Below are 23,087 nucleotides of genomic sequence, written 5' to 3' on the forward strand. Positions count from 1 at the left end.
CAATCTCGAAGCCTCTACTCTCTTCATCCCCATGCTCCTCGTCATTGACCTCGGCAACACCAACCTCACACTGGGCTTGTACAATGGAAACGATCTCGGCGCCCATTGGCGGCTTGCCACCGATCATGCGCGCATGCCCGACGAATATGGTTTGCAAATGCAAGGCTTGTTGCAAAACGCAAAAGTGACCGCCAAACAACTCACGGGGGTTTGTCTCGCTTCCGTTGTGCCACAACTGACGGGGCGGGTGATTCAAGCCTGCCGCGAATATTTGGATCAAGAGCCGTTCGTCATTGACGTGGGAATCAAAACAGGCGTCAAAGTGAAATACGAAGACCCGCGCGCAGTCGGCGCGGATCGAATCGCGGACGCGGTCGCTGTCGTATATCTCTATAAAGGTCCCGCGTGCATCATTGATTTCGGAACAGCCACCACGTTCAACGCGGTCAATAAAGACGGCGAGTATCTCGGCGGCGCGATCACCGCGGGCATCAATCTCGCCACCGAAGCGTTGTTCACGCACGCCGCAAAACTTCCGCGCATTGACTTGCAACGCCCGCCTTCGGTCATCGGTCGCAACACAGTCCACGCGATGCAGGCGGGTTTATTGTTCGGGTATGTGAGCATGGTCGAGGGCATGGTCGAACGTTTTCGCAAAGAACTCGGTCCCACGATGAAGGTCATCGCAACGGGCGGTCTCGCTGAGATCGTCGCGCAAGAGACCGATGTCATTCAGATCATCGCCCCGTGGCTCACGCTCGACGGCTTGCGAATTTTGTGGGACATCAATCATCCGATCTAAACAGCAAACCGTCCCGCAGGCTTCCATGCGCGACACAACCCATCCCATAAAACCTGCGGGACGATTCGTCCTGATGATATTTTTTATTTTAGGATGCGGGGGATTCGGACTCATCGCCACCCCGACTCCGACTCCAACCCTCGAACCGACTCACACCCTCAGCCCGTCTCTGACGCCGTTTCAGCCTGTTCCAAACACCTCAACGTTTATCCCCACTGAAACGTTCACCCCCTTCCCAACCTTCACGCCCACTTCAACATTCACTCCGCTTCCAACCTTCACCCCGACGAGCACTTTGACTCCCGAATTCATCGTTCAAGGACCTGGCAACGTCACCGTTCCGATCCTTCTCTATCATCACGTCGGCTACTCGCTAACCGACAGCGAGTATTACGTTTCACCCGATGAGTTTGAAAATCAAATGAACTACTTGTTCATGCGCGGATACCGCACGATCTCCGTCGAACAATTGACGCAAGCCATCAACTTCGGCGCGCAACTTCCCTCTCGTCCCATCCTGCTCACGTTCGACGACGGCAGTGAAACCGTCTACACCGAGGCGTTGCCCATCATGAAGATTTATGGCTTCACAGGCACCGCCTACATCGTGGACAACTACATCGGCGCGACGCGCTACATGAACAAGATTCAGATCCGCGCTTTGTATGAAGCAGGCTGGGAGATCGGGAGTCACAGTTTGAGTCATCACGATGTGACGACGCGCCCCGCCAAACAGGAGGAGGAGATCGTCAAGTCGCGGCGGAGACTCGAGTCATATCTCGAAGTCCCCATCAACAGTTTTGCCTATCCCTTCGGCGCGTACGACAACGCTTCGCTGAAACTCGTGAAGTCTGCAGGCTACATCGCCGCAATGGGACTTGGCGATAGATCGGCGCAAGGGAAGGAAAATATATTTTATTTGTATCGTCAGAGCGTTACAGCGGAAACAACGCTGGAAGCGTTTATCAATCTCCTGCCATGGGAACCATAAGTCCGTGATTCGTGGGGCGGGATGGCATCCCGCCATATTTTTGGCGCGCGGGATTCCATCCCGCCCCACGTTATAGGGCGCCCGCTAACAGAACTCATACGGCATTGCCCTTGCTTGCCTGTTTCACCCGTACTATAATGCCCCGCTGTTGAAAGTAAGGAGCCTTATGCCAGTGTATACCTATCGTTGCAGTTCTTGCGGCTCGCAATTCGAACAACATCAATCGTTCGATGACGCCCCGCTCAAGACCTGCCCCAAGTGCAAAAAGAAAGCGTTGAGAAAAGTCATCACCCCGACCAAGGTCATTTTCAAAGGTTCGGGGTTTTACGCCACCGACAATAAATCTCCTTCGGGCGGAAAAGCTTCAACAGGCAGCAAATCCAAGTCTGACGATCACGGTCACGCGCATGGAGAGGACAAGTCCGCTTCAGGAGAGAAGGCAACCGAGAAATCTTCGTCCGATGTCAAAGGCGAAAAGAAATCGAAGAGTAAGACCGAGTCGAAGAGCGAATGAATCGAAAAAGAGAAGCGCAGGCTTCTCTTTTTATTTCTATATTGCTATGTCACCCTGAGGGAGCGATAGCGACCGAAGGGTCTCGCTCGCAAGTGAGAAGATTCTTCGCTTCGCTCACATCGTCCCGATGCTATTTCGGGAGAATGACATGATTTTGAATCACACCGTCCACGGACCGATGAGGGCGTCAATCGAAATGCCGTACGCTACCGCGTTCCAGAATCGGATATCGGCGGGCTGGTCTTTGGACTTTTCCCAATATCCCGAAAAAACGAAAACTGTCACGATTAATGAAGCGACAAAACGCGCAAGGATAACGTACCACACGCCGAAATTCCACGGGTTGCCGGTGCGGGCAACCTCCACAGCGACGGTGTACACCCAGCGCAATAGCACGCCAAGCAACACGCCAAAGAACACCTGCGTCTTCGCGCTGTTGTTATCCCGCTGTGTTGCCAGTTTGAACGTGATCGCGTCGTTGAAAATGAATGACCGCATGAGAATTCTCCTCTTTGAATTTATTCGCCGCTGACGATACTCCACTTGGAAATATCGGAACGGCTGACGAAGACCATAATGGACATGAAGATCAGGAACACCAACACAACAAAAAGCAAACCACGGAAGATCGGCATGAGAAAGATCAGCGAAAAGACCACAGTCAGCAGAAATAAGAATACACCCACGACCCGGTAGGCAAACCATTTGCCAAACACATTCGGGGCATATAACAGAAACATGGCGGCGGTCAAGACGATGGAGATGGCAAAGGTCGGGAAGACGCCAAAGAAACGGATGAGGTAGGCAACGAACAGGAAGTAGAAGAGATCGATCATCCCGACGAACAGGTAATGGAATGCGTTAAATTTTACCGTGAATATCTGCGAGAAGATAAAGGTCACAATCAGAAAAAACGCCAGGGACATCGGCGAGTAACCGATCAGGTTCTGGATGGAATCGAGATAACGCTGTTTCGCAAGAAAGGTGATGCCGAGGTCTTGGGTGGTAGAGAAATTTTCCACGTCGAATTCGACTGTCGCGCCATCTTTGGTTAGTTCGGTGTTGTGGGGTAGACCAAAACGATAGATGCCGAATTCATCCACATTGATCACAACTTTGGCAGTGACGCGCTCGATCACATTATTCTGGTAAGCAGACAGGTTGTATTTGAACACGTCCATGCCTTTGGTGGCATAGGTGACGATTACCTCCGCCTCGGAACCGGGGGCAAAGCCGGGAATCAGCGCCTGGGGCGCGTCCATGCTGGGTTGGAGGATCAGGTTTCCCTGCGAAGGGATGCGGATGGTGTAGTCGTACATCAGGTTGGCATTTTCGGGCTTGCTCACCTTGATGAGCAGGTCGCCGGTATATTGCGTCTTGTTGACGATGAGATAGGTTTCGGTGTTGTGCGTTTCGAAGGCGTTGAAGACCAGCAGGTCGAGTTCTTGTTCGCCGTACTCCACCGACGAATCGATATCGATGGATTTTGGCACAAGAGGATAGGTCGCGGTACGGACAACCTCTTCGTATTGTTTCGCATCCTTGTTGAATGCCGATTCTGTATACGAGCGGCGAAGGGTGAATAACGGCGGGATGATGCCGATCTCGCCGCCCCATGAATTTTGGAACTGCACGTAAGCGTTGCCGTACGTGCTGGATTTGTGTTCCCCGACGCGGGCGGCAGTGAGCGAAAGGATGAGCGCCCCCGTGACGATCAGCCCGCCTAACCACACTATCATGCCAAAGATTCGAGTAGTTGCATTCATGGAGTACTCCCATCCGAATTCCTTCTGGAAATTTCTATAACTACTATACTGCTGTTTCGCCTTTCGCGTCAACTACAATTTATCTTATAGGACTTACGCAAAACCCAAGATTGATCCACTACTCTTCGAGAATTTTCGCTAATCCTTTGAAAATTCGCGGGGATTGGCGTAGAGTAGCGGGCAAAATACTCTTTCTGCGTAAGTCCTGTCTTATTGGTTGTTATCACTCTTCAACAAAATTTGCCTCCAGCCCAATGGCTGGAGGCAAAATCATTTGGTCGTTAGCTCCTCGACCAGGTCTCGAACCTGGAACCTAGCGGTTAACAGCCGCTCGCTCTGCCGATTGAGCTATCGAGGAAGGCGTGCGGGATTATACGTGCAAGGATAGGGAGTGTCAAGCCAATGCCTTTGTAGACACACGAAAACATTCAACCGCTAAGTTCGCTAAAAACGCAAAGGTTAATTCTTTTCCACTTCGGCTTTGCTCAGTGCAAGCTTAGCGGCTTTCGCGTCCTTCGCGGTGAGAAACATCAATACTTCACCGCGCCCAGTTGATCGAGTTTATCAATGCGATGCGTGGCGGTGATCTGGCGAACGGTGCCGGTCAACCCGCGCACCACGAGCGAATCGGTGCTGGCTTTATCGCCGAAGTAACGCACGCCCTTGAGGAATTCGCCGTCGGTGATGCCTGTGGCGGCGAAGAACACATCCTCCGAGGAGACGAGGTCGTCCATCGTCAGAATTTTTTCAAAGTCGTAGCCCGCTTCGCGTCCGCGGCGGAGTTCGTCTTCATCGCGCGCGTAGAGTTTGCCTTGGATCTCGCCGCCCATGGCGCGCAATGCGCACGCGGCAAGCACGCCTTCGGGTGTGCCGCCCACGCCGAACAACACGTCCACGCCGGAGTTGGGCCACGCCGTCATCAACGCCGCGCCCACGTCGCCATCGGGGATTTGGCGGATGCGCGCGCCCGCTTTGCGAATCTCGGCGATCATTTCCTTGTGGCGGTCGCGGTCCAAGATGATCGTGGTCAAATCCTCCACTTCTTTATTCTTCGCCTTCGCGATCGCTTTCAAATTTTCGGTGATGGACTTTTCGATATTGATCTTGCCCTTCGCTTCGGGTCCCACCGCGATCTTGTTCATGTACACAAACGGACCGGGGTCAAACATCGTGCCGCGCGGGGCGATGGCAACCGTCGCCAGCGAATTCGATCTGCCAAATGCCAAAGGGCGAGTCCCGTCGATGGGGTCGACAGCAACATCCACGTCGGGAGGAGAACCGCTTCCCACCGTCTCGCCGTTGAACAACATCGGCGCGTTATCCTTCTCCCCTTCTCCGATGACGATGATCCCGTTCATATCCACTGTTTGGAGGACGGTCCGCATCGCGTTGACGGCGGCTTGGTCTGCCGCTTCTTTATCTCCGCGTCCCATGAAGCGTCCCGCCGCCATGGCGGCGGCTTCGGTGACGCGCGCAAGTTCGAGCGCAAGATTTCTGGTGGGTTCGTTTATGTTTGCCATTCGTCCTCCGTTAGAAAATGAAATATAGGATGAGAAAGTAGCCGAGCGGCGCGCCCCAGATCCATGAATCGATGCGGTCGAGGAAGCCGCCATGCCCCGGCAGGATGTGACTCGAATCTTTCATGCCGCTTTGACGCTTGAACATGCTTTCGCCGAGATCGCCAAGCGGGGTGAGCGCGCCGATCACCAATCCCATCCACGCGCCTTGCAGAGGGGTGATCGAACCGCCGAGGGGTTGTGGTCCCAACGACGAAAACGCGTACGCAAAGAATGCGCCCTCGAGCACGGCGGTGAAAACTCCCGCGGCGTAGCCCTCCCAACTTTTCTTGGGGCTGAGGCGCGGGGTCATCTTATGTTTGCCGTATGCCGCGCCGATGGAATACGCTCCCGTATCCCCCGCCCAGATGATGGGTAACACAACCATGAGCCACCAACCTCCCCCCGGTAAGAGACGGATATCCAACAGGTATGAACCCAGCCACCCGATGTAGACAATGCCGGCAACCGTCACAGTGAAATCCAGCGCGGCTTTATCGCGCCCGCGCTCGAACGAGATCAAATGCGCGATCATCGCAAACATGATCGTGAGAACGAGGATGGGGATCGAATAATCCGCAAAAAAGAAGCGCACTGTGGCTATCAACAGCACGCCTCCGACCGTGACCTTTTCATTGGGTTCGAACTCGACAGCCCGATACATGCGGACGAATTCCCATGCGCAACCGCCGAGAACGATTGCCATGACGACAAAATAAAAAACGCCCCCATAGATGATGGCTGGCAAGCCAACGACCGCCAATAGGATCGCTGTCAAAATCCGACTAGGCATTGGACGCCTCGTATTCGCTGGAGGAAACCTTTCCGTAGCGGCGGTCGCGCGAGGCAAAAGTTTCAAGCGCGCGCAGGTATTCCTCGCGGTCGAAGTCGGGCCAATATTTCGGCGTAACGAACCATTCGGAATAGGCGCCCTGCCAGATAAGGAAGTTGCTCACGCGCAATTCACCGGAGGTGCGGATGATGAGGTCGGGGTCGGGTGTGCCGGCTGTGTACAAATACCGACTCACCAATTCGTCGGTCACCTCTTCGGGAGGCACTCCGTCTTTCATGATGTGTTGGATCGCGTTGATGATTTCATCGCGTCCGCCGTAATTGAATGCCACGCTCAGAACCAGGCGGTCGTTATTTTTTGTCGCGTCGATCGCCTCTAACACTTTTTCCTGGAGGTTCGGGGAAAGGCGTTCGAGCCGCCCGATATGACGCAACTGCACCCCCTCTTTGCTGAGTTCGGCGAGTTCACGGTCGATCACATCCTCAAGAATGAACATCAAACCTTTGACTTCTTCCGGCGGACGTCCCCAATTCTCGGTGGAGAAGGCATAAATGGTCAGATACTTCACGCCAAATTCCACCGAAGAACGGATAACGCGCCGCAGGTTCTCGGTGCCGGCTTTATGGCCCGCGAGGCGGGGCAACCCGCGTGAAAGCGCCCAGCGTCCGTTGCCGTCCATGATCATGGCGACGTGCCGGGGAATTCTATCGGGAGGGATGGTAAAGGGGGTGTCTGCCATGGAACCGGCTAGACTTCCATGATCTCGGCTTCTTTATTCTTGCCTTGAACGCCGATCTCTTCCACATATTTGTCGGTGAGTTTTTGCAGGTCTTCTTCGCCGCGTTCCAGATCGTCTTCCGAGATCAACTTTTCCTTTTCAAAATCGCGCATATCGTTGTGCGCGTCGCGGCGAATGTTGCGGACGGCAATCCGCGACTCTTCCAGACGGTGATGCACATGTTTAACGAGATCGCGGCGGCGTTCCTCGTTGAGCGGCGGAAGGTTGAGATGGATGACCTTGCCGTCATTGTTGGGGTTTAGCGCCAAGTCCGAAGTTTGAATCGCTTTTTCGATGGCTTTCAACGTAGACGCGTCGAACGGTTTGATGGTGATCGTCCGCGCTTCGGGAACGCTGATCGAAGCCAGTTGCATAAGCGGGGTTGGGTTGCCGTAATAATCGATGGGGAGTTTTTCCACCAAGGCTGGGCTGGCGCGCCCCGTGCGCACTCCAGCCAGGTCATCGTGCAGGACCTGAAGAGCGCTCTTCATTCGATGTTCGGCATCGGCTAGGATATCTTTGATCACTTCAGTCTCCTGAATTGTGAAATTTATTCAATGACAAGGATACACCAAAACAATAAAAACCGCTATATGAAGCGTGATCCTTGAGCTATTTTGAAACAACGCGAGAGTGAAATCGAAACTGCGAGGAACGCCGTCAAACCAAATCCTCAGTCGCCAACGACCGTGCCCACCGACTCGCCTTTGAGCGCGCCGATCAGGGCATGGTTGTCCCACAAATTGACAACCAGGATCGGTAACTTATTTTCCATACACAAGGTGATGGCGGTGCTGTCCATCACCTCCAGCCTACGGTTGATGACCTCGATATAACCAAGTTTATCGAATTTCTTCGCATCGGGATTTTTCTTCGGGTCCGAATCGTAGACGCCGTCCACCTTGGTAGCCTTGATCACGACATTCGCATCGATCTCGTTGGCGCGCAACGCCGCGGCAGTGTCTGTGGAAAAGAACGGATTCCCCGTTCCCGCGCCGAAGATGACCACCCGCCTCTTCTCCAAGTGGCGGATGGCTCGGCGGCGGATATAGGGTTCGGCGATTGCGCGCATCTCAATCGCGGACATGACGCGCGTATACACGCCTCCGCGCTCCAGGGCGTCCATCAACGCCATGGCGTTCATCACTGTGGCGAGCATGCCCATGTAATCGGCGGTGGCGCGATCCATGCCTCGTTCCAGCCCCTGCTTGCCGCGCCACAGGTTGCCTGCGCCGATGACGATCGCCACTTCCACGCCCATCTCATGCACTTCCTTGATACGCACGGCAATGGCTTCCGCCTCATCCACATCGATCCCAAAGCCAGACTTGCCGCCAAGCGCCTCCCCGCTCAATTTGAGCAGGACCCGTTTATATTTGATATCGCTCATGTTTCTCCTTGTGGAACTGCTAAGATAGTGTTTCTTAACTTCTTTTTGACACGGACGCCACGGATTTCACTGATTTCCACGGAAAAAATCTTTAGAAAACCGTCTTTTTTTCCGCGTAGTCCGTGTTCAAAAAGAATAAGTTCAGACTTAAGAAGCACTCTCTAAGAACGCTACAATTTAATTCTTTCTTCGCGGTTTTCGCGCTCTTGGCGGTAAATATTGAAGCCTCTTCGCCCTCAAACTTGGGGGCGAGGTAGAGGCTCAAAAAAATGACCAACCGTCTGGTTGGTCATTTTACTTTAATTGTTCAAACTCTCGCCCAACTCCCAGCGCTGAAAGCGTCGCACAACCACATTTTCGCCGATGGCGGCAACCGTTTGAAGGATCAACTTTTCCACAGTGATCGATTCATCGCGGATGTACGCCTGTCGTGAAAGGACAACCTCATCCTTGAATTTCTCGAGCCGTCCCTGCACGATCTTTTCATGGATGTTCTCCGGCTTGCCCTCTTCCTTCGCGCGCGCGCGGGCGATCTCCGCCTCGTGATCGAACACTTCAGCAGGAATATCTTCCACTTTCAGGTAACGCGGCGCAGATGCGGCGATCTGCAACGCGAGTTCATGCGCCAGTTCGCGGAATTTATCCGAACGCGCCACAAAATCGGATTCGCAGTTCACTTCCACCATCACGCCCACGCGCCCGCCGCCGTGCGAGTATAACTCGACCACACCTTGCGAAGCCTCGCGATCGGCGCGTTTGGCGGCGGTTGCCATGCCTTTTTCACGCAGCCAGTCCACCGCTTTTTGAAAGTCTCCGCCCGCTTCTTCAAGCGCCTTGCGGCAATCCATCATGCCGGCGCTGGTAGCGGCGCGCAATTCTTTGATCATTTCAATTGTAATTTCCATCCGTTAATTCCTTGTATGGCAGGGTCCGCTTATTCAGCGCTTTCTGCTTTTTCTTCGGCTTTTGCTTCCGCCGTTATTTCAGCCGCAGGGACTTCTTCTGTGGCAGGCTTGCGCGAAGCGCTCATCTTGGCGAGAGTTGCCTCTCCGAGGAGGGCGTTATCTTCCAACTCCACATCGGTCTCCACAACCTTGGGCGCGCGGCGGGCAGGCTTATCCGATTTCGCCTTGGTGTCCTCGGCCGGCATATCCTCCGCCGAATCGTCCTTGCGCATACCTTTGCCTTCCAACACCGCATCAGCCACTTTTGCCACAAGCAATTTAATGGCGCGGATCGCGTCATCGTTCGAGGGGATCACATAATCCACGTTCTGCGGGTTGCAGTTCGTATCCACCATCGCAACGATGGGAATCCCCAGCAAATTCGCTTCGCGCACCGCCGAATCCTCGCGCCCCACATCGACGATAAAGAGCAGATCGGGGCGGCGCTTCATGTTGCGAATACCAGAGAAGCGGGTGGTCAAACGGACGATCTCGCGTTCGATCAGCAATCCTTCTTTTTTAGTCAGGCGGTTAATTTCTCCGCTATCGCGCATTTTTTCGAGCCGTTCAAATTCCTGAATGCGGTCGTGCATCGTCGACCAGTTCGTCAGAACGCCGCCCATCCAGCGTTCGGTCACATAGGGCATACCGCACCGCGCGGCTTCAACCGCCACGGTTTCCTGCGCCTGCCGCTTCGTGCCGACAAACAACACCGTGCCGCCATTGGCGACCGTATCACGGATCACATTGAACGCCTGGCTCAACAACTTGGAAGTCTGTTGCAGGTCGATAATATGAATGCCGTTGCGCTCCGTAAAAATATACGGTTTCATGCGCGGGTCCCACTTGTTCGTGCGATGCCCAAAGTGGACGCCGCTCTCAAGCAGAGACTTCATAGGGATAACTGCCATTTTTCTCCTTACATTCCACAGCCCAACGCGCGGCGCCTTTCGCCAGCGTGCCGTGGATGAGTTTAGCGGGAATGATGACCCGCTCAGGGACGCTTAATGCCCGTCCCAGGCAAGATGGTGCTCCCAAATCTTTCGGGAGCGGCGGGATTATAACACAGGATTCGGACAGCCCATCGCTTCGTTTCCGACGGGGATTCTGCTTCTCACCCTCTGCCACCCCACCCTTTTAAATGCGCATTCGGAGTTCCCCAGCCTCCGAATGCGCATTTCCACAATGTTCGATTATGCCGTCAATTAACCAGGTCTTGATTTAAGGCATCCCATATTTTTCTAGCGCGATTTCTAAGTTTTTCGTTCTCGTCCACTTTCTTGGTCGCATACATAACCGTAGTATGATCCCGCCCGCCGAGAATTTCACCGACTTGAGGCAAAGAGATTTCGATGTACTGCCGCAAAATATACATTGCCAATTGACGCGGGATCGCTATTTTTGCCGAACGTTTCTGCCCAAGCAAATCGTCCACGTTCACGCCTTCCATCTCAGCCACGACCTCAAGAATTTTGCTCGGAGGGATGTTTTTCTTTTGAGGCATCAAATCAGCCAATGCCATTTCGACAAGGCTTGGAGTCAATGCGGCGCCGCTCAGATCGGCATACGCAATAATCCGGTTCAACGCGCCTTCCAACTCGCGGATGTTCGATTGCACCCGCCGCGCAATACTTTCCAGAATATCATCAGACACCTGTCGCCCAGTCCGCTCTGCCTTCGAACGCAGGATCGCGAGACGGGTCTCCAGATCGGGAGGCTGGATATCCGCCGTGAGTCCCCACTCAAATCGGGAACGGAGGCGTTCCTCCAGCGTAACGAGCGACTTCGGCGGGCGATCCGACGAAACGATGATCTGCTTATCCTGCCCATGCAGGGTGTTGAACGTGTGGAAAAATTCTTCCTGTGTCGATTCTTTACCGGCAATAAACTGAATATCGTCGATCAACAGCACATCAATTGAGCGATATTTCTCCCGGAACGCCTGCGTGGTGTGCGTGCGGATGGCGGTAATCATGTCGTTCGTGAACTCTTCAGAAGAAACATACAGCACGCTCAACCCGCGCGAGTGACAAGCGTTGCCAATGGCGTGAAGCAGGTGTGTCTTGCCAAGCCCCACGCCGCCGTAAAGGAACAAGGGGTTGTAGGCGCGGGCTGGTTTCTCTGCCACTGCCAGGCAAGCCGCATGGGCGAGGCGGTTGCCGGAGCCAACCACGAAATTTTCGAAGACATAGCGAGGATTGAGCGTTGTGTTGCGGAGATTTTGTTCGATGACAGGGAGCGCCTCCGGCTGGGAAACGCGCGATTCCTCCGCTTCGGTCTCTTTGTCATTGCCATTTACGATAAAACTAACCGACACACTGCCATTCAAGATACTGACAAGCAGGCGATTCACCGTGCTGGCGAGACGATTCTCGAGCCAATCGCGGGCGTATGCATTTCGGACACCGATGGTAAGCCTTCCGTTATGGTAGGAAACAGGCTTGGTATCGCGCACCCATGTGTCGAACGATGCGCGGGGCATTTCCATCTGTAGTTGTCCGAGCACGGACTGCCATGCTTGTTCTGCGTTCATTGATTGCTCCTCAGCGCGGTGATTGCCAATGTGAAATCTATCCGCTTCATCAGCGGCTATTATTGAAGATATTTTGTTGTGTTTCAGAGATCGAAAGGGATTACAAGATGCGCTTCGTTCGTCACATCAAAATCTCAGCGTGGTCACATTCTAGCATAACTATTCAAAAGTACAACACGAAAAGCCTACGGTTTATTTAAAACATTCGTTTTTTTAAGGTCGCTCAATGTTAAAGAGTTCCAGCGTAAATCAACAAAGGGTCGATCTTTTATAGAACGAACGTTTCAGCCATGCGCGCACTACAGAGTTATCCACACCCCCATATATGGGGTCGGGTTGGCTGTTTTACCCATGATGTTGCTGATATGCTGGTGGTTGTTAAAGAACGCATGTTGAATACATTTTCACATGCGCCGAACGAGACGCAAGATTTTGAGATTCAACGTTAAAGATTCAGCGATTTGCCCGATTCAACCGCGCGGATGGCGCGGCACCCATGCTAATATCGTTGTTCCATCATTCAAATGCGATGATATTTCAACATCACCGCCCACCGATTGCACGCGCGTCTGCATGTTGGCAAGCCCATGACCGATACTGATGTTGACATGCTCCATATCGAAGCCAATTCCATCGTCGCGCAACTCCATCAGCACGCGGTCTTTCGTTCTCCAGAGCGAGATATGAACGTTTTTCGCTTTTGCATGCTTCGCCGCATTCGCTAAAGCCTCCTGACAGAGGTGAAATAAGGCAAGAGAATGCGATTCGGACAGGTTTTTCAAACCTTTTTCAGTATAAGTAAGTTGAACCTCGGTGAATGTATGAGCTTTGAACTCGGCAATCAGCCGTTGAATACCGCCTATCAACCCATCGTCGCCCATTTGCCTCGGTTTAAGATCCAAAATATACGCTCTCAAATCGCGGATCACTTGATTCAAGCCGTCTATCGCGCCTTGAACGCGCGCTTTTGCGTCTGTTGAGTCTTCATTTAATGAGAGTAGCACGTTTTCTAGCGATAATCCCAGCCCATAAATGGATTGAATGACCCCATCATGCAGGTCCATGCCGATGCGATCGCGCTCTTCCAGCACCGCCAGGCGCCGCGCATCGGTATGCAGGCGCGCATTTTCAATCGCCAAGCCAGCCCACGCACCAACCGCCGCCATCATCTCAACGATCCGATTGTCGATAGCGTCTTTGGCTTGAGTGGCAACGCTCATCACGCCCATCAAATTCTCACCGGCAAGCAGGGGAATACAGATCATCTGATGGAATCCTGCCCGCACGACGGCTTCACGCACAAAAAGAACATCATCTTCAAGGCGCGCGCTAATCATTGGCTTACGGGTTTGGGCAACCATGCCGATATACCCCTCCCCCATTCGGAATTGATTCCGCATCCAAAACGCCTCCGCGGCTTGCCCACGATGCAAAACCATGCGCAGAGTAACCTGATCCTCCGTCAAAAGAAAAATCTCGCCCGCTTCCACCTTCATATAGTTCATCACAAGCGCGAGGGTCTGATTCAAAATCTCATCCAGTTCCAAACTCGAGGTCAGGGTTGAGGCGATACCGTTCAGCAGAGACATATCCACATTGCGGCGGGTCAACGCCAGGTCGCGCTCCCGCATCTGCTCCATTATGCGGACGTTTTGGATCGCCGCCGCCGCATAGGTAGCCAGCATTTGGATGATTTTCTCATCATCTGAGGTGAACTCCGAAGCATTCACCTTCTCTGTCAGATAAAGTTGACCCAACTGAACGTCGCCGGCGCGTATCGGAACGCCCAAAAACGAGACCATGTGCGGATGATTCACAGGGAAACCCACCGAGCGCGGATGCTCTTGAATGACCGGAACGCGCAACGGCTCTTCCCGATTCATCAATTCACCCACCAACCCCTTCCCACGCGGCTGATGCGGAATCAGCGCAACCTGCTCTTCGGTCATCCCCACAGAAACAAACTGGACAAGTTCGCCATCGTCATTCAGCACGCCCAACGCGGCATAACGCGCGCCTGCCTGCTCGCAAGCAACTGCCGCGATCCGTTCCAACAAATGCTCAAGAGAATTATCCTTCACCAACTCAAGGCTGGCTTGATGCAGGGCGATCAGCCTTTCCTGTAATTGTTCGCGGGTAAGTAACATGTTCGGATTATCTCATAAAACATGATAGATTTTGCGAGCCAACCAGACTACAATATGCAAACTCGCCCATGACGACTTCACGCATCCCCGGCTTTTACAACTTGACTCTCGAAGAGCGCCGCGCCAAACTAGCGGATGCTTCGCCTCTTTCGCCGGGCGAACTGATTCGGCTTACCAGCCCCCTCGCCCCCGACATTGCCTCGCACATGGTCGAAAACGCGCTTGGGACCTTCTCCCTGCCCCTCGGCATCGCGCTCAACTTCATGGTCAATGGACGCGATGTGCTTGTGCCTATGGTAATAGAAGAGCCATCGGTGATTGCGGGCGCGTCGTTCATGGCGAAACTCGCCCGCGCAAACGGCGGATTCACCGCCGAAGCAACCGAACCTCTCATGATCGGTCAGTTGCAGGTGTTGGATGTCGAAGAGTTGAGCCAAGCCGCTGAGCGGGTATTGGCGAAAAAAGCCGAACTGTTGACGTACGTTGACGCCGCCGAGTCAAGCCTAAAGTCCAGAGGCGGAGGCGCGAGGGATTTGGAAGTCCGCATCATCGAAGAATCCCCCATCGGGAAATTTCTCGTCATCCATTTAATCTACGACGTGCGCGATGCGATGGGCGCGAACGCGGTCAATACGGCGTGCGAGCGACTCGCGCCAAAAATCGAAGAGATCACAGGCGGGCGCGCGCATTTGAAGATTCTCTCGAACCTCACCGATAAACGCATGGCAAAAGCGACGTGTGTGATTCCCGTCAATGAGTTAGAGATCGTAGCGCAAGATGATATCTTGCGCTTCAGCGGTGAAGAAGTTCGAGATGGCATCATCGCCGCGTACGCCTTCGCCGCCGCAGACTCGTACCGCGCCGCGACTCACAACAAAGGAATCATGAACGGGGTTGACCCCGTCGTGATCGCAACGGGCAACGACTGGCGCGCCATCGAAGCGGGCGCGCACGCTTACGCGGCTCGTTCAGGCAAGTACACTTCATTATCTACTTGGTCGAAAGATAAAGATGGAAATTTAGTTGGCGAACTCGAAATGCCGCTGGCGGTGGGAATCGTCGGCGGGGCGACCAAGGTCCACCCTGCCGCGCAAGCCGCAATCAAGTTGATGAACGTGAAATCCGCTGGCGAACTGGCTGAGATCATCGTTTCTGTCGGTCTCGCTCAAAATATGGCGGCATTGCGCGCCCTCGCCACCGAAGGCATCCAGCGCGGACACATGTCGCTTCACGCGAGGCAGGTTGCCATCGCGGCGGGCGCGAACGGAGAATTGATCGAGCGAGTTGCGAGTCAAATGGCGGAGGAAAGAATTGTGAGAATTGAGCGCGCGAAAGAGATATTGAAGACGATGGAAAGTGGAAAGTAAATGGTAGAAAGAGGAAAGCGCCGCCCTGAGTATGGCGAAGGGAAGGAAGATGAAAGCGCGTTCTGGCGCATCCAGCGTCCTTTTGTGGGCGCGCTGATCGGCATTTTTCTTTTTCTGGTTATCCTTTTACCGCTCAAGTTTTTGGATTACAACTCGACTCTCCTTTACAAGTTGGCGTTGAACCTCGAGTTGTTCGGCAGGTTGACCATTCTCATGCTGGGAACGGCGTCGAGAATCAATCTGCCAGCGAGCGCGATCAATCTTGTCAGCATTGTCGTCTCTTCCATCCCCGCAGGGATTGCGGGCTGGCAGATCGTCTCACTCAACTCATCAACGAGGATGAAGGGATTTATTTTTCTCGCGGGTTATGTCGTCTTCATTTACGCGTTTGGAGCATTGCTGGCATTTGCAGGAATCTGATATGAACGACTCTGCTCTCTGGCAAATCCGCCACTTCGTCTACCAACATTTCGCGGATACGACCAAGCCGCCAAGCGTGGACGAAGCCGCGCGTCACTTCAACATCTCCCCCAAAGAAGCGACCGACTACTACAAGGAACTCCACAACCGCCACTCTTTCTTCCTTGACTTGGACTCCATGAGCGTCCGCATGGCGAATCCGTTTTCAGGCATTCCCACGGATTTCAAAGTCCACGCCAACGGCAAGACGTATTACGCCAACTGCGCCTGGGACATGCTCGGCATCCCCGCCGCGCTACACACGGACGCGGTCATCGAAGCCGTTTGCACGGAGAGTGGTAAGGAGGTGAAAATGGAAGTCAAAAATGGTTATGTCACCCTGAGCGATAGCGAAGGGTCTCTACCACAACAAACCGAGACTCTTCGGTCGCGGCGAACGCTCCCTCAGAGTGACATGCTACTCGTCCACTTTCCACTTTCTTTTTCTCACTGGTACGACGACCTCGTCTTCACCTGAACAACGATGCTTCTCTTCCAGTCGGAAGAATGGATTGACAAGTGGTGCATACGAACCAATCTCGCTCGCGGAGAAGTTCTCACGATCAACCAAGTGTGGAAACTGTCCAAACTTTGGTATCACAACCGCCTGTTGCTGGAGTATCATGGGCGAAGCATTCAGCAGGTTGCGGATGTTTTCAGGCAGGCAGGTTTGACTTCGGAGTTTTGGTATATCTCGTTCCAGACCTGATAGGCGGCGCACTGAGCTTGTCGAAGTGTCTCATCCGCGCCAATACCAACCACAACCCTCACGCGGACTCAGGTCGCAACCCACCACCCTCTCGCGGACGAAGTACTCTTTAGAGTAGGCCTGTCAGGTCTTTCAGTTTGACGTCAAAGTTTTGGTACGTGCAATTTCTAAAAGAGTATAATTCGTCAAAAGGAGCAAGAATGACATTACATCAATCTCCATATTCGGTATTAAACAAAGTTGCGAATTCGCTGGTTGCTTCAAAACGCTTTTCCACCGTGGAAGATGCGCTTTGGGATATGGCAATTGTCACTGTGCAAAGCAAGATGAGTTACTATCGCCGCCGAATCCGAAAAATGGAAAACAAATATGGGGTAGACTTCGGCAAATTCAGCGCGCGCCTGAAAGGGAAAGCCACACCTCAGCAGGAAGATGACTGGTTGGCGTGGAAGTCCGCCCGCTCCATGTTGACGGACTGGCAAAAGACCTATCAGGAATTGCGCCATGAGCAAAATCGTTGACGATGTTTTGGAGATATTGCAAGGAAACGATCTGATTCAAAGTACGCGCGTCGTCAACTACGATGAGACTCCTTCGGGCAGATTGGAAGCCAAGCTCCGCAGTCAACTATCCAAAGACCACACTCTGCAAATCTGGATTCATATCGAACCCGAATCGCTGGATTACGCCTATCAATTGTTTACTACTGTCCCTCTCCTACGTTGGGACAATTCACCTCATTACGAACATCTCACCACTGCTCCCCACCACTTCCATGATGAAAATGGTAAAGTCTACGAATCGCCATTGACTGGCAATGTCAAACGCGATTTGAAAATCGTGTTGAAAAAAATCGCCAATTGGATGGAAGCACAGGATGAAGAAGATTGATTTGTTCAAACGCCTTCCCCCTCTCCTTTAGGCGCCGCGCTGAGCGTGTCGAAGCGAGAGGGGCAGGGATGAGGTCAACCCCGCAGGCTTGACGTCAAAGTTTTGGTATGTGAAATAAATATAAAATTACTGGATGAATTATGCTTAGTTTGATTGAAATACTTAAGACAAAGAATCTTCCACTTGATAATTACAAAATTCACCTCGCTACAGGAAAAGAATACCCTCCGATTGACGCATTTCTAGAGGGAAAATTCAAAGAATGGCAGGAAGAGCAGTCTAACAAGAACTTTGAATGTGATTACGTTCTCAGTTTAATTAATATTGAAAGGGACACATGGTTATTTGCTGGCATTTACAAAATACTTAGCGTTGGAAAAGGAACAAGAGCTTCTTTTCGCTACAACACACAACTTCTGCCCAATCAAGATGATTTAATTGGCAGAGCAATTATTCACTATAAACGCGAGGGAAGAGCTTCATATGTTTGGGGGCATAAATACGGAAAGCATTTAGAGCTTGTTGAAATCAAACCAACACCAATCTCAATCGGGGATTTTCCTGGATACAACAAAGTTATTCTTTCGCATCGACAATTAAAAGTAATTGTCGGGCAACAAGAGCCATCTTGGAAATCTGCTTTATCTAGTGTCAAAGGAATATACTTAATCTCTGACATCCTTTCGGGGAAATTGTATATTGGAAGTGCAACTGGTAATGATGGACTTTGGCAAAGATGGGAAAGTTACGCCAAAACAGGACATGGTGGCAACAGCGAACTCAGAGAATTGATTCAAGAAAAAAGTATTGATTACGCTAGTAATTTCCAATATTCTGTTCTTGAAATTGCCGACACACATTCGACAGATGAATTTATTATTGAAAGAGAAACCTATTGGAAAAAGGTTTTATTATCAAGGCAATTTGGATATAACTCAAATTGAATTCAAGAAGGCGCATAAATGACCTCCCCTCACCCTCACCCCCCCACCCTCCTCAAACCAGCCAAACCCGTTGGCATCATTGGCTACGGCGCATACGTGCCGCGCTATCGTCTGCCCGCAAAAGAAGTCGCGCGCGTATGGACGGGCGGCAAAGGCGGACTCCCCATCAAAGAGAAAGCCGTCCCTGGGCTGGATGAAGACGTCATCACCATGTCCATTGAAGCGGCGCGCAACGCGATGAAACGCGCGCAAATTGACCCGACTGAATTGCGGGCGGTCTGGGTCGGGAGCGAGTCCCACCCGTATGCGGTGAAGCCAACCTCCACCTTGGTCGCTGAGGCGATTGGCGCGGTCCCCAACACGCAAGCCGCCGATTGGGAATTCGCTTGCAAGGCAGGCACCGAAGCGCTCGTCGCCGCGATGGGCTTGGTCGGCTCGGGCATGGGCAAGTACGCGATGGCGATCGGCATGGACACCGCGCAAGGCAAGCCAGGCGACGCGCTCGAGTACACCGCAGGCGCGGGCGGCGGCGCGTACATTCTCGGTCCCGCCGAAGAATCGCTGGCGGTCATCAACGCCTCGTATTCGTACGTCACCGACACGCCCGATTTCTGGCGGCGCTCCGACGCGAAATATCCCGAACACGGCATGCGCTTCACGGGCGAACCCGCCTATTTCAAACACGTCAGCGAAGCCGCCACGCATCTGATGGAAGCCAGCGGCACGACCGCCAAAGATTACAAGTGGGCGGTCTTCCACCAGCCCAACACAAAATTTCCGCAACGCGTCGCATCGGGTCTCGGCTTCTCGATGGATCAGATCGAACCTGGGCTTCTCGTCCCTGTGATCGGGAATACGTACGCGGGCGCGGCGATGATCGGACTCACTGCGACTCTCGACATCGCCCAGCCTGGCGATCGGATTCTCGTCGTCTCTTTCGGAAGTGGAGCTGGTTCCGACGCCTTCGACATTTCCGTCACTGACAACGCCCCGCTCCGCGCCAGCCTCGCCACGAAGACACAAGAGTACGTCAAGCGCCGAACAGAGATTGATTACGCAACGTATGTCCGTTTCCGCGGGAAGCTAGCGATGAAGTAAACAAGTACACACGTAGACAGGTACACAAGACCGCGAGAAATGTGTTTCCCTGTGTGCCTGTCTACGTGTCCAACGGAGCGCATATATGACAAATATCATCATCGCCCAATTCAGACAAACACAACTCGGCAAACTCGCCGCCATGCTCATTCTTTTGTTGTTCATCATGGGCTGTACCTTCCTCTCCCCCACGCCAACACCGGATATCCGACCCATCGTAGATGCCTTTTTTTCGGGTTACGCATATCTCGATGTCAATGGTAACGGTGTAATCGACTCGGAAGATACGCCCATAGAGAATGCGACTCTGATTGTTACACTTCAGGGCGGATTCGAAACCGGCGGCTTGACCGACAAAACAGGCTATGCCTTCATCACCATCCCCGGCGGCGTTGACTATCCCGTGACGTTGCGCATGGAAGCGCCAAAAGACAGCAACTTGCAACTCATCGGACCGTCATCGGTCGCCTATCCGTCTGATGAACCCGCAGAATTTCTTTTTACTTCAAAGTGAGATAACACAACATGACAGAAGTCATCATCGCAGGTATCGGACAAACAGAAGTCGGCGAGCATTGGGACATTGGTCTGCGCGACCTTGCCTTTGCCGCCATTCAAGAAGCCGTCAAAGATTCGGGCGGATTGAAACCGCAATCGTTATTCGTCGGCAATATGCTCGCGCCGAATCTTTCCAATCAGGCGCATCTCGGCGTGTTGATCGCGGATTACGCGGGCTTGCTCGGCATCGAAGCCGTGACCATCGAAGCCGCGGGCGCATCAGGCGGCGCGGCGTTGCGGCAAGGCTATCTCGCCGTCAAAAGTGGATTGGTGGATGTCGCGCTCGTCGTCGGCGTGGAGAAGTTTACAGATAAAGTCGGCTCAGGCGTGGACGCGGCTCTCGCCACCACAGGGGACGCGGATTTCGAGTCGGTGCAGGGGATGACTCCCGCCGCGCAAGCCGCATTGTTGATGAAACGCTACATGCACGAGTACGATGTCCCCAAAGACGGGTTCGCTGGTTTTGCATTGACCGCCCACGCGAACGGAGTCGCAAATAAACACGCGATGTTCCGCAAAGCCATCAAGCCCGAGACTTACGCTAAAGCCGAAATGGTCAGCGATCCGCTCAACATGTTCGACATGGCTCCCAACGCAGACGGCGCGGCGGCAGTTGTATTGACCCGCCAAGAGTTATTGCCAAACAATTTCTCACATCCTCTGGTGAAAATCGCTGGCTCGGCTTCTTCATCGGATACGCTTGCATTGCATGATCGCAAAGACATGCTGTACTTCGACACCGCGCAAATCTCCGCTGGCAAGGCGATGAAACAAGTCGGCGCGGTGTTGGATGACATTGACTTGTTTGAGTATCACGACATATTCAGCGTCTACGCCGCGTTACAACTCGAAGCGGTGGGATTCGCTATCAAAGGTAAGGGATGGAAACTTGCCGCAGACAATGAAATCGGGTTGAAGGGAAAAATCCCGTGTGCAACAATGGGCGGAATGAAAGCGCGCGGCTTCGCGGGCGGCGCCTCAGGCGTGTATCAGGCTGTGGATGCGGTGGCCCAGCTTCGAGGTGAGGGCGAAGCGAATCAAATCCCGAATGCGAAGACCGCGTTGATCCAATCCCTTGGCGGACCCGCATCAACGGCAGTGAGTCATATCTTGCAAAGAGCATAGCGCGACATGAATGTCAAGTTGCGTGGTTCAATGTTAGACCTTATCCGTAATAAACAAAATATTTTTTGGGCGCTGAAAAACGCTGATTTCGCTGATTCAAGAAAAGAAAATCTGCGTTTTCTGCGCGATCAGCGTTCAGATTTATTCGGGTAGAGTTCTACCAATCATAATATTTTCAAAATAGACGACCATTTCATATCCTGTAATGACATTTCCTTCTTCAGAAACTGGGGCGATGGAGTTACTGGTGGAAATTGTCACCTTCTCGCCGGGTGTGAGTTCGATTGGTTGGGAAGATTCGCCAATCATCTTTTGGTCATCGCAAATTCCCGGTACAATGCAAGGGATAAAGAAAAGGAGGGAACTCCAGAAAACTTCATCTGGATCTCCTTCAACTTGATAGACCCTGAGCGCAAGGTCGTATGTTTGACCTTGCCCAGCCATGATCTCAACGGTGGCGGTCGCCTGCGTGGAATACAGTGAAGTATTAACCACGCGCACAGGCACGGGATGATGCGACTGCTCCGAGGCTGCCAACACCTGCTGATTTTGTTCCAACGTGACCACGGCGCGAACGTCTAAAATTTGATAACGACCATCGGGGCTGTCGGTCAAAACAAAACTATAGCCTGAAGGCTTGAAGAAATAATTGTTGGACAGGCTTGCCGGCTTGTCAGCTTCTGAAAAGTACGCATCCTTGCATTCGTCCGTTAGGACGACTTGCGCGGTTTTTCCCGATTCGTACTTCCGATGTTCAACGATGGAAGCGCAGAATTTGAGATTTGCAGCGTTTGCTAAAACGGGATCGCCGTAATAGGTTACGGTGGCGCGTAAAAACGAGCCATTTTCAGGTCTATAATAAAAAGAAGAAGAAAAGGATGCAGAGATGGAAACATTGTTTTTCGAGATGAATACCGCAGGTTGAACAGGCTGGGGCGATGGCGAGGGGACTTGTGTCAAGTTACCTTCAGAGACATTTGCCTGCGTTTCCCCTCCCGCTACCGCGCTTTCCATTTGGCCGGTCAAGGTCAAGCCGTTACCGAGTTGGATTCGTCCCATGATTTGGTAACTGGCAAAGTCGGCTGGAAGTTCTGGAATTGAAAATTTAAATATGCAGAGTCTATCTGCTTCATTGGGTGTTTCGGCGCAAGGCGCTTCCTGCTCCAGAAGTTTATTTTTCTGGGAATCAAAAAGGCTAAGCGTTGCGACGCTCCGATAACCTGTCTCAGCCAGCGTTCCGATTAATTGACCAACGATGAGCAGGGAATTTGAGTCAAGGTTTGCCTGTTCGATATGAACAGAAATCGTTGGCAGGGGAGTTTCAGTTACCACAAGTGTCGGCGTTGAAGTTGATGTAGAGGTGGGGGTAAAGGTTGGCGGCGCGGCGCTGGCGGTCTGTGTGAACGCCGCTTCCGCAGTTTGGGCAATATAGGTGTTGATTGCGCCGGGATCCGAAGTCGGCATTGATGGCGCGCCTGGTTGTATTTGCAAACCACCGCACGCCAGCGAGATCATTAACAAGAAACCGAGCATGAGTTTTTGATAGCGGTTCATTTCATCTCCATTTCAAAGCAGGGACAGCAACACAAAATGTTGCGTCGATAAACTTTGCATACGACAACCCGATGAATACAAAGCAGTTTCTGCTAACGACTCTCATTTCCAATCAGCGTAAAACTTTGATAGGATTTGAGAGTTCGACTCTTGAGAAGGAAAACGAGC

At 52.7% G+C, this 23,087-nt stretch carries 26 protein-coding genes and 1 tRNA gene; 13 read left to right on the forward strand and 14 right to left on the reverse strand.

Going from position 1 to position 23,087, the window contains the following annotated elements; genetic code table 11:
* Positions 1–31: 31 nt before the first annotated feature.
* The 3 genes from AC16KF_RS05500 to AC16KF_RS05510 all read left to right on the forward strand — a co-directional run bounded on the left by AC16KF_RS05500 (position 32) and on the right by AC16KF_RS05510 (position 2,307).
* A complete protein-coding gene (locus AC16KF_RS05500) occupies positions 32–802 on the forward strand; it encodes a type III pantothenate kinase (RefSeq protein ID WP_484036294.1) in 771 nt (256 codons plus the stop codon).
* A 25-nt stretch (positions 803–827) separates the two neighbouring features.
* Positions 828–1,793, forward strand: coding sequence for a polysaccharide deacetylase family protein (locus tag AC16KF_RS05505; RefSeq protein ID WP_484036295.1), 966 nt, complete (start codon positions 828–830; stop codon positions 1,791–1,793).
* A 166-nt stretch (positions 1,794–1,959) separates the two neighbouring features.
* A complete protein-coding gene (locus AC16KF_RS05510) occupies positions 1,960–2,307 on the forward strand; it encodes an FmdB family zinc ribbon protein (RefSeq protein WP_484036296.1) in 348 nt (115 codons plus the stop codon).
* A gap of 159 nt (positions 2,308–2,466) precedes the next feature.
* Here AC16KF_RS05510 and AC16KF_RS05515 read toward each other — a convergent pair whose 3' ends face one another.
* The 13 genes from AC16KF_RS05515 to AC16KF_RS05575 all read right to left on the reverse strand — a co-directional run bounded on the left by AC16KF_RS05515 (position 2,467) and on the right by AC16KF_RS05575 (position 14,214).
* Positions 2,467–2,805: a hypothetical protein gene (locus AC16KF_RS05515; RefSeq protein ID WP_484036297.1), complete on the reverse strand. Its 339-nt coding sequence runs from the start codon at positions 2,803–2,805 to the stop codon at positions 2,467–2,469.
* A gap of 20 nt (positions 2,806–2,825) precedes the next feature.
* On the reverse strand, positions 2,826–4,073 hold the full coding sequence (locus AC16KF_RS05520; protein ID WP_484036298.1) for a hypothetical protein: 1,248 nt from the start codon (positions 4,071–4,073) through the stop codon (positions 2,826–2,828).
* Positions 4,074–4,358: 285 nt separating this feature from the next.
* A tRNA-Asn gene (locus AC16KF_RS05525) sits at positions 4,359–4,431 on the reverse strand.
* A gap of 172 nt (positions 4,432–4,603) precedes the next feature.
* A complete protein-coding gene (gene glpX / locus AC16KF_RS05530; protein ID WP_484036299.1) occupies positions 4,604–5,593 on the reverse strand; it encodes a class II fructose-bisphosphatase in 990 nt (329 codons plus the stop codon).
* A 10-nt stretch (positions 5,594–5,603) separates the two neighbouring features.
* Positions 5,604–6,422 (reverse strand): phosphatidate cytidylyltransferase, encoded by an 819-nt coding sequence (locus AC16KF_RS05535; RefSeq protein WP_484036300.1) that lies wholly within the window; start codon positions 6,420–6,422, stop codon positions 5,604–5,606.
* A complete protein-coding gene (uppS, locus tag AC16KF_RS05540) occupies positions 6,415–7,161 on the reverse strand; it encodes a polyprenyl diphosphate synthase (RefSeq protein ID WP_484036301.1) in 747 nt (248 codons plus the stop codon). The genes AC16KF_RS05535 and uppS overlap by 8 nt, the downstream gene beginning before the upstream one ends.
* Before the next feature lie 8 nt (positions 7,162–7,169).
* Positions 7,170–7,727 carry a ribosome recycling factor gene (gene frr / locus AC16KF_RS05545; RefSeq protein ID WP_484036302.1) on the reverse strand — a complete coding sequence of 186 codons (558 nt, stop codon included), beginning with the start codon at positions 7,725–7,727 and terminating at the stop codon, positions 7,170–7,172.
* Positions 7,728–7,873: 146 nt separating this feature from the next.
* The gene (gene pyrH, locus AC16KF_RS05550) at positions 7,874–8,590 is read right to left on the reverse strand and encodes a UMP kinase (protein ID WP_484036303.1); all 717 of its coding nucleotides are present in this window, start codon (positions 8,588–8,590) and stop codon (positions 7,874–7,876) included.
* Positions 8,591–8,889: 299 nt separating this feature from the next.
* A complete protein-coding gene (tsf, locus tag AC16KF_RS05555) occupies positions 8,890–9,495 on the reverse strand; it encodes a translation elongation factor Ts (protein ID WP_484036304.1) in 606 nt (201 codons plus the stop codon).
* A gap of 29 nt (positions 9,496–9,524) precedes the next feature.
* Positions 9,525–10,445: a 30S ribosomal protein S2 gene (gene rpsB / locus AC16KF_RS05560; RefSeq protein WP_484036305.1), complete on the reverse strand. Its 921-nt coding sequence runs from the start codon at positions 10,443–10,445 to the stop codon at positions 9,525–9,527.
* Entirely contained in the window at positions 10,414–10,572 is a 159-nt protein-coding gene (locus tag AC16KF_RS05565) for a hypothetical protein (RefSeq protein WP_484036306.1), read from the reverse strand. Before AC16KF_RS05565 ends, rpsB begins: the two co-directional genes overlap by 32 nt.
* A gap of 163 nt (positions 10,573–10,735) precedes the next feature.
* Positions 10,736–12,067, reverse strand: a complete 1,332-nt coding sequence (dnaA, locus tag AC16KF_RS05570; protein ID WP_484036307.1) for a chromosomal replication initiator protein DnaA — start codon at positions 12,065–12,067, stop codon at positions 10,736–10,738.
* Between the two features lie 470 nt (positions 12,068–12,537).
* Entirely contained in the window at positions 12,538–14,214 is a 1,677-nt protein-coding gene (locus tag AC16KF_RS05575) for a sensor histidine kinase (RefSeq protein ID WP_484036308.1), read from the reverse strand.
* 68 nt (positions 14,215–14,282) lie between these two features.
* Here AC16KF_RS05575 and AC16KF_RS05580 point away from each other — a divergent pair, with 68 nt between their 5' ends.
* The 10 genes from AC16KF_RS05580 (at position 14,283) to AC16KF_RS05625 (ending at position 21,365) form a co-directional block, all read left to right on the forward strand.
* Positions 14,283–15,581 carry a hydroxymethylglutaryl-CoA reductase, degradative gene (locus tag AC16KF_RS05580; protein WP_484036309.1) on the forward strand — a complete coding sequence of 433 codons (1,299 nt, stop codon included), beginning with the start codon at positions 14,283–14,285 and terminating at the stop codon, positions 15,579–15,581.
* A complete protein-coding gene (locus tag AC16KF_RS05585; RefSeq protein ID WP_484036310.1) occupies positions 15,582–16,001 on the forward strand; it encodes a hypothetical protein in 420 nt (139 codons plus the stop codon). It begins immediately after the preceding gene.
* Between the two features lies 1 nt (position 16,002).
* Positions 16,003–16,518, forward strand: coding sequence for an organomercurial lyase (gene merB, locus AC16KF_RS05590; RefSeq protein ID WP_484036311.1), 516 nt, complete (start codon positions 16,003–16,005; stop codon positions 16,516–16,518).
* Between the two features lie 6 nt (positions 16,519–16,524).
* Positions 16,525–16,749 (forward strand): hypothetical protein, encoded by a 225-nt coding sequence (locus AC16KF_RS05595; RefSeq protein WP_484036312.1) that lies wholly within the window; start codon positions 16,525–16,527, stop codon positions 16,747–16,749.
* Positions 16,750–16,949: 200 nt separating this feature from the next.
* The gene (locus AC16KF_RS05600) at positions 16,950–17,270 is read left to right on the forward strand and encodes a hypothetical protein (protein ID WP_484036313.1); all 321 of its coding nucleotides are present in this window, start codon (positions 16,950–16,952) and stop codon (positions 17,268–17,270) included.
* Positions 17,254–17,640: a toxin-antitoxin system TumE family protein gene (locus tag AC16KF_RS05605; RefSeq protein WP_484036314.1), complete on the forward strand. Its 387-nt coding sequence runs from the start codon at positions 17,254–17,256 to the stop codon at positions 17,638–17,640. The genes AC16KF_RS05600 and AC16KF_RS05605 overlap by 17 nt, the downstream gene beginning before the upstream one ends.
* Before the next feature lie 140 nt (positions 17,641–17,780).
* Positions 17,781–18,584, forward strand: a complete 804-nt coding sequence (locus tag AC16KF_RS05610; protein ID WP_484036315.1) for a GIY-YIG nuclease family protein — start codon at positions 17,781–17,783, stop codon at positions 18,582–18,584.
* Between the two features lie 18 nt (positions 18,585–18,602).
* Positions 18,603–19,682 (forward strand): hydroxymethylglutaryl-CoA synthase, encoded by a 1,080-nt coding sequence (locus tag AC16KF_RS05615; RefSeq protein ID WP_484036316.1) that lies wholly within the window; start codon positions 18,603–18,605, stop codon positions 19,680–19,682.
* An 85-nt stretch (positions 19,683–19,767) separates the two neighbouring features.
* Complete coding sequence (locus AC16KF_RS05620; protein ID WP_484036317.1) at positions 19,768–20,196, forward strand: hypothetical protein; 429 nt, start codon at positions 19,768–19,770, stop codon at positions 20,194–20,196.
* An 11-nt stretch (positions 20,197–20,207) separates the two neighbouring features.
* A complete protein-coding gene (locus tag AC16KF_RS05625; protein WP_484036318.1) occupies positions 20,208–21,365 on the forward strand; it encodes a thiolase C-terminal domain-containing protein in 1,158 nt (385 codons plus the stop codon).
* A 141-nt stretch (positions 21,366–21,506) separates the two neighbouring features.
* On the opposite strand, the gene AC16KF_RS05630 is transcribed toward AC16KF_RS05625, so the two are convergent.
* On the reverse strand, positions 21,507–22,919 hold the full coding sequence (locus AC16KF_RS05630) for a hypothetical protein (protein WP_484036319.1): 1,413 nt from the start codon (positions 22,917–22,919) through the stop codon (positions 21,507–21,509).
* Between the last annotated feature and the right edge of the window lie 168 nt (positions 22,920–23,087).

It is taken from the genome of Candidatus Defluviilinea gracilis (assembly GCF_057138825.1).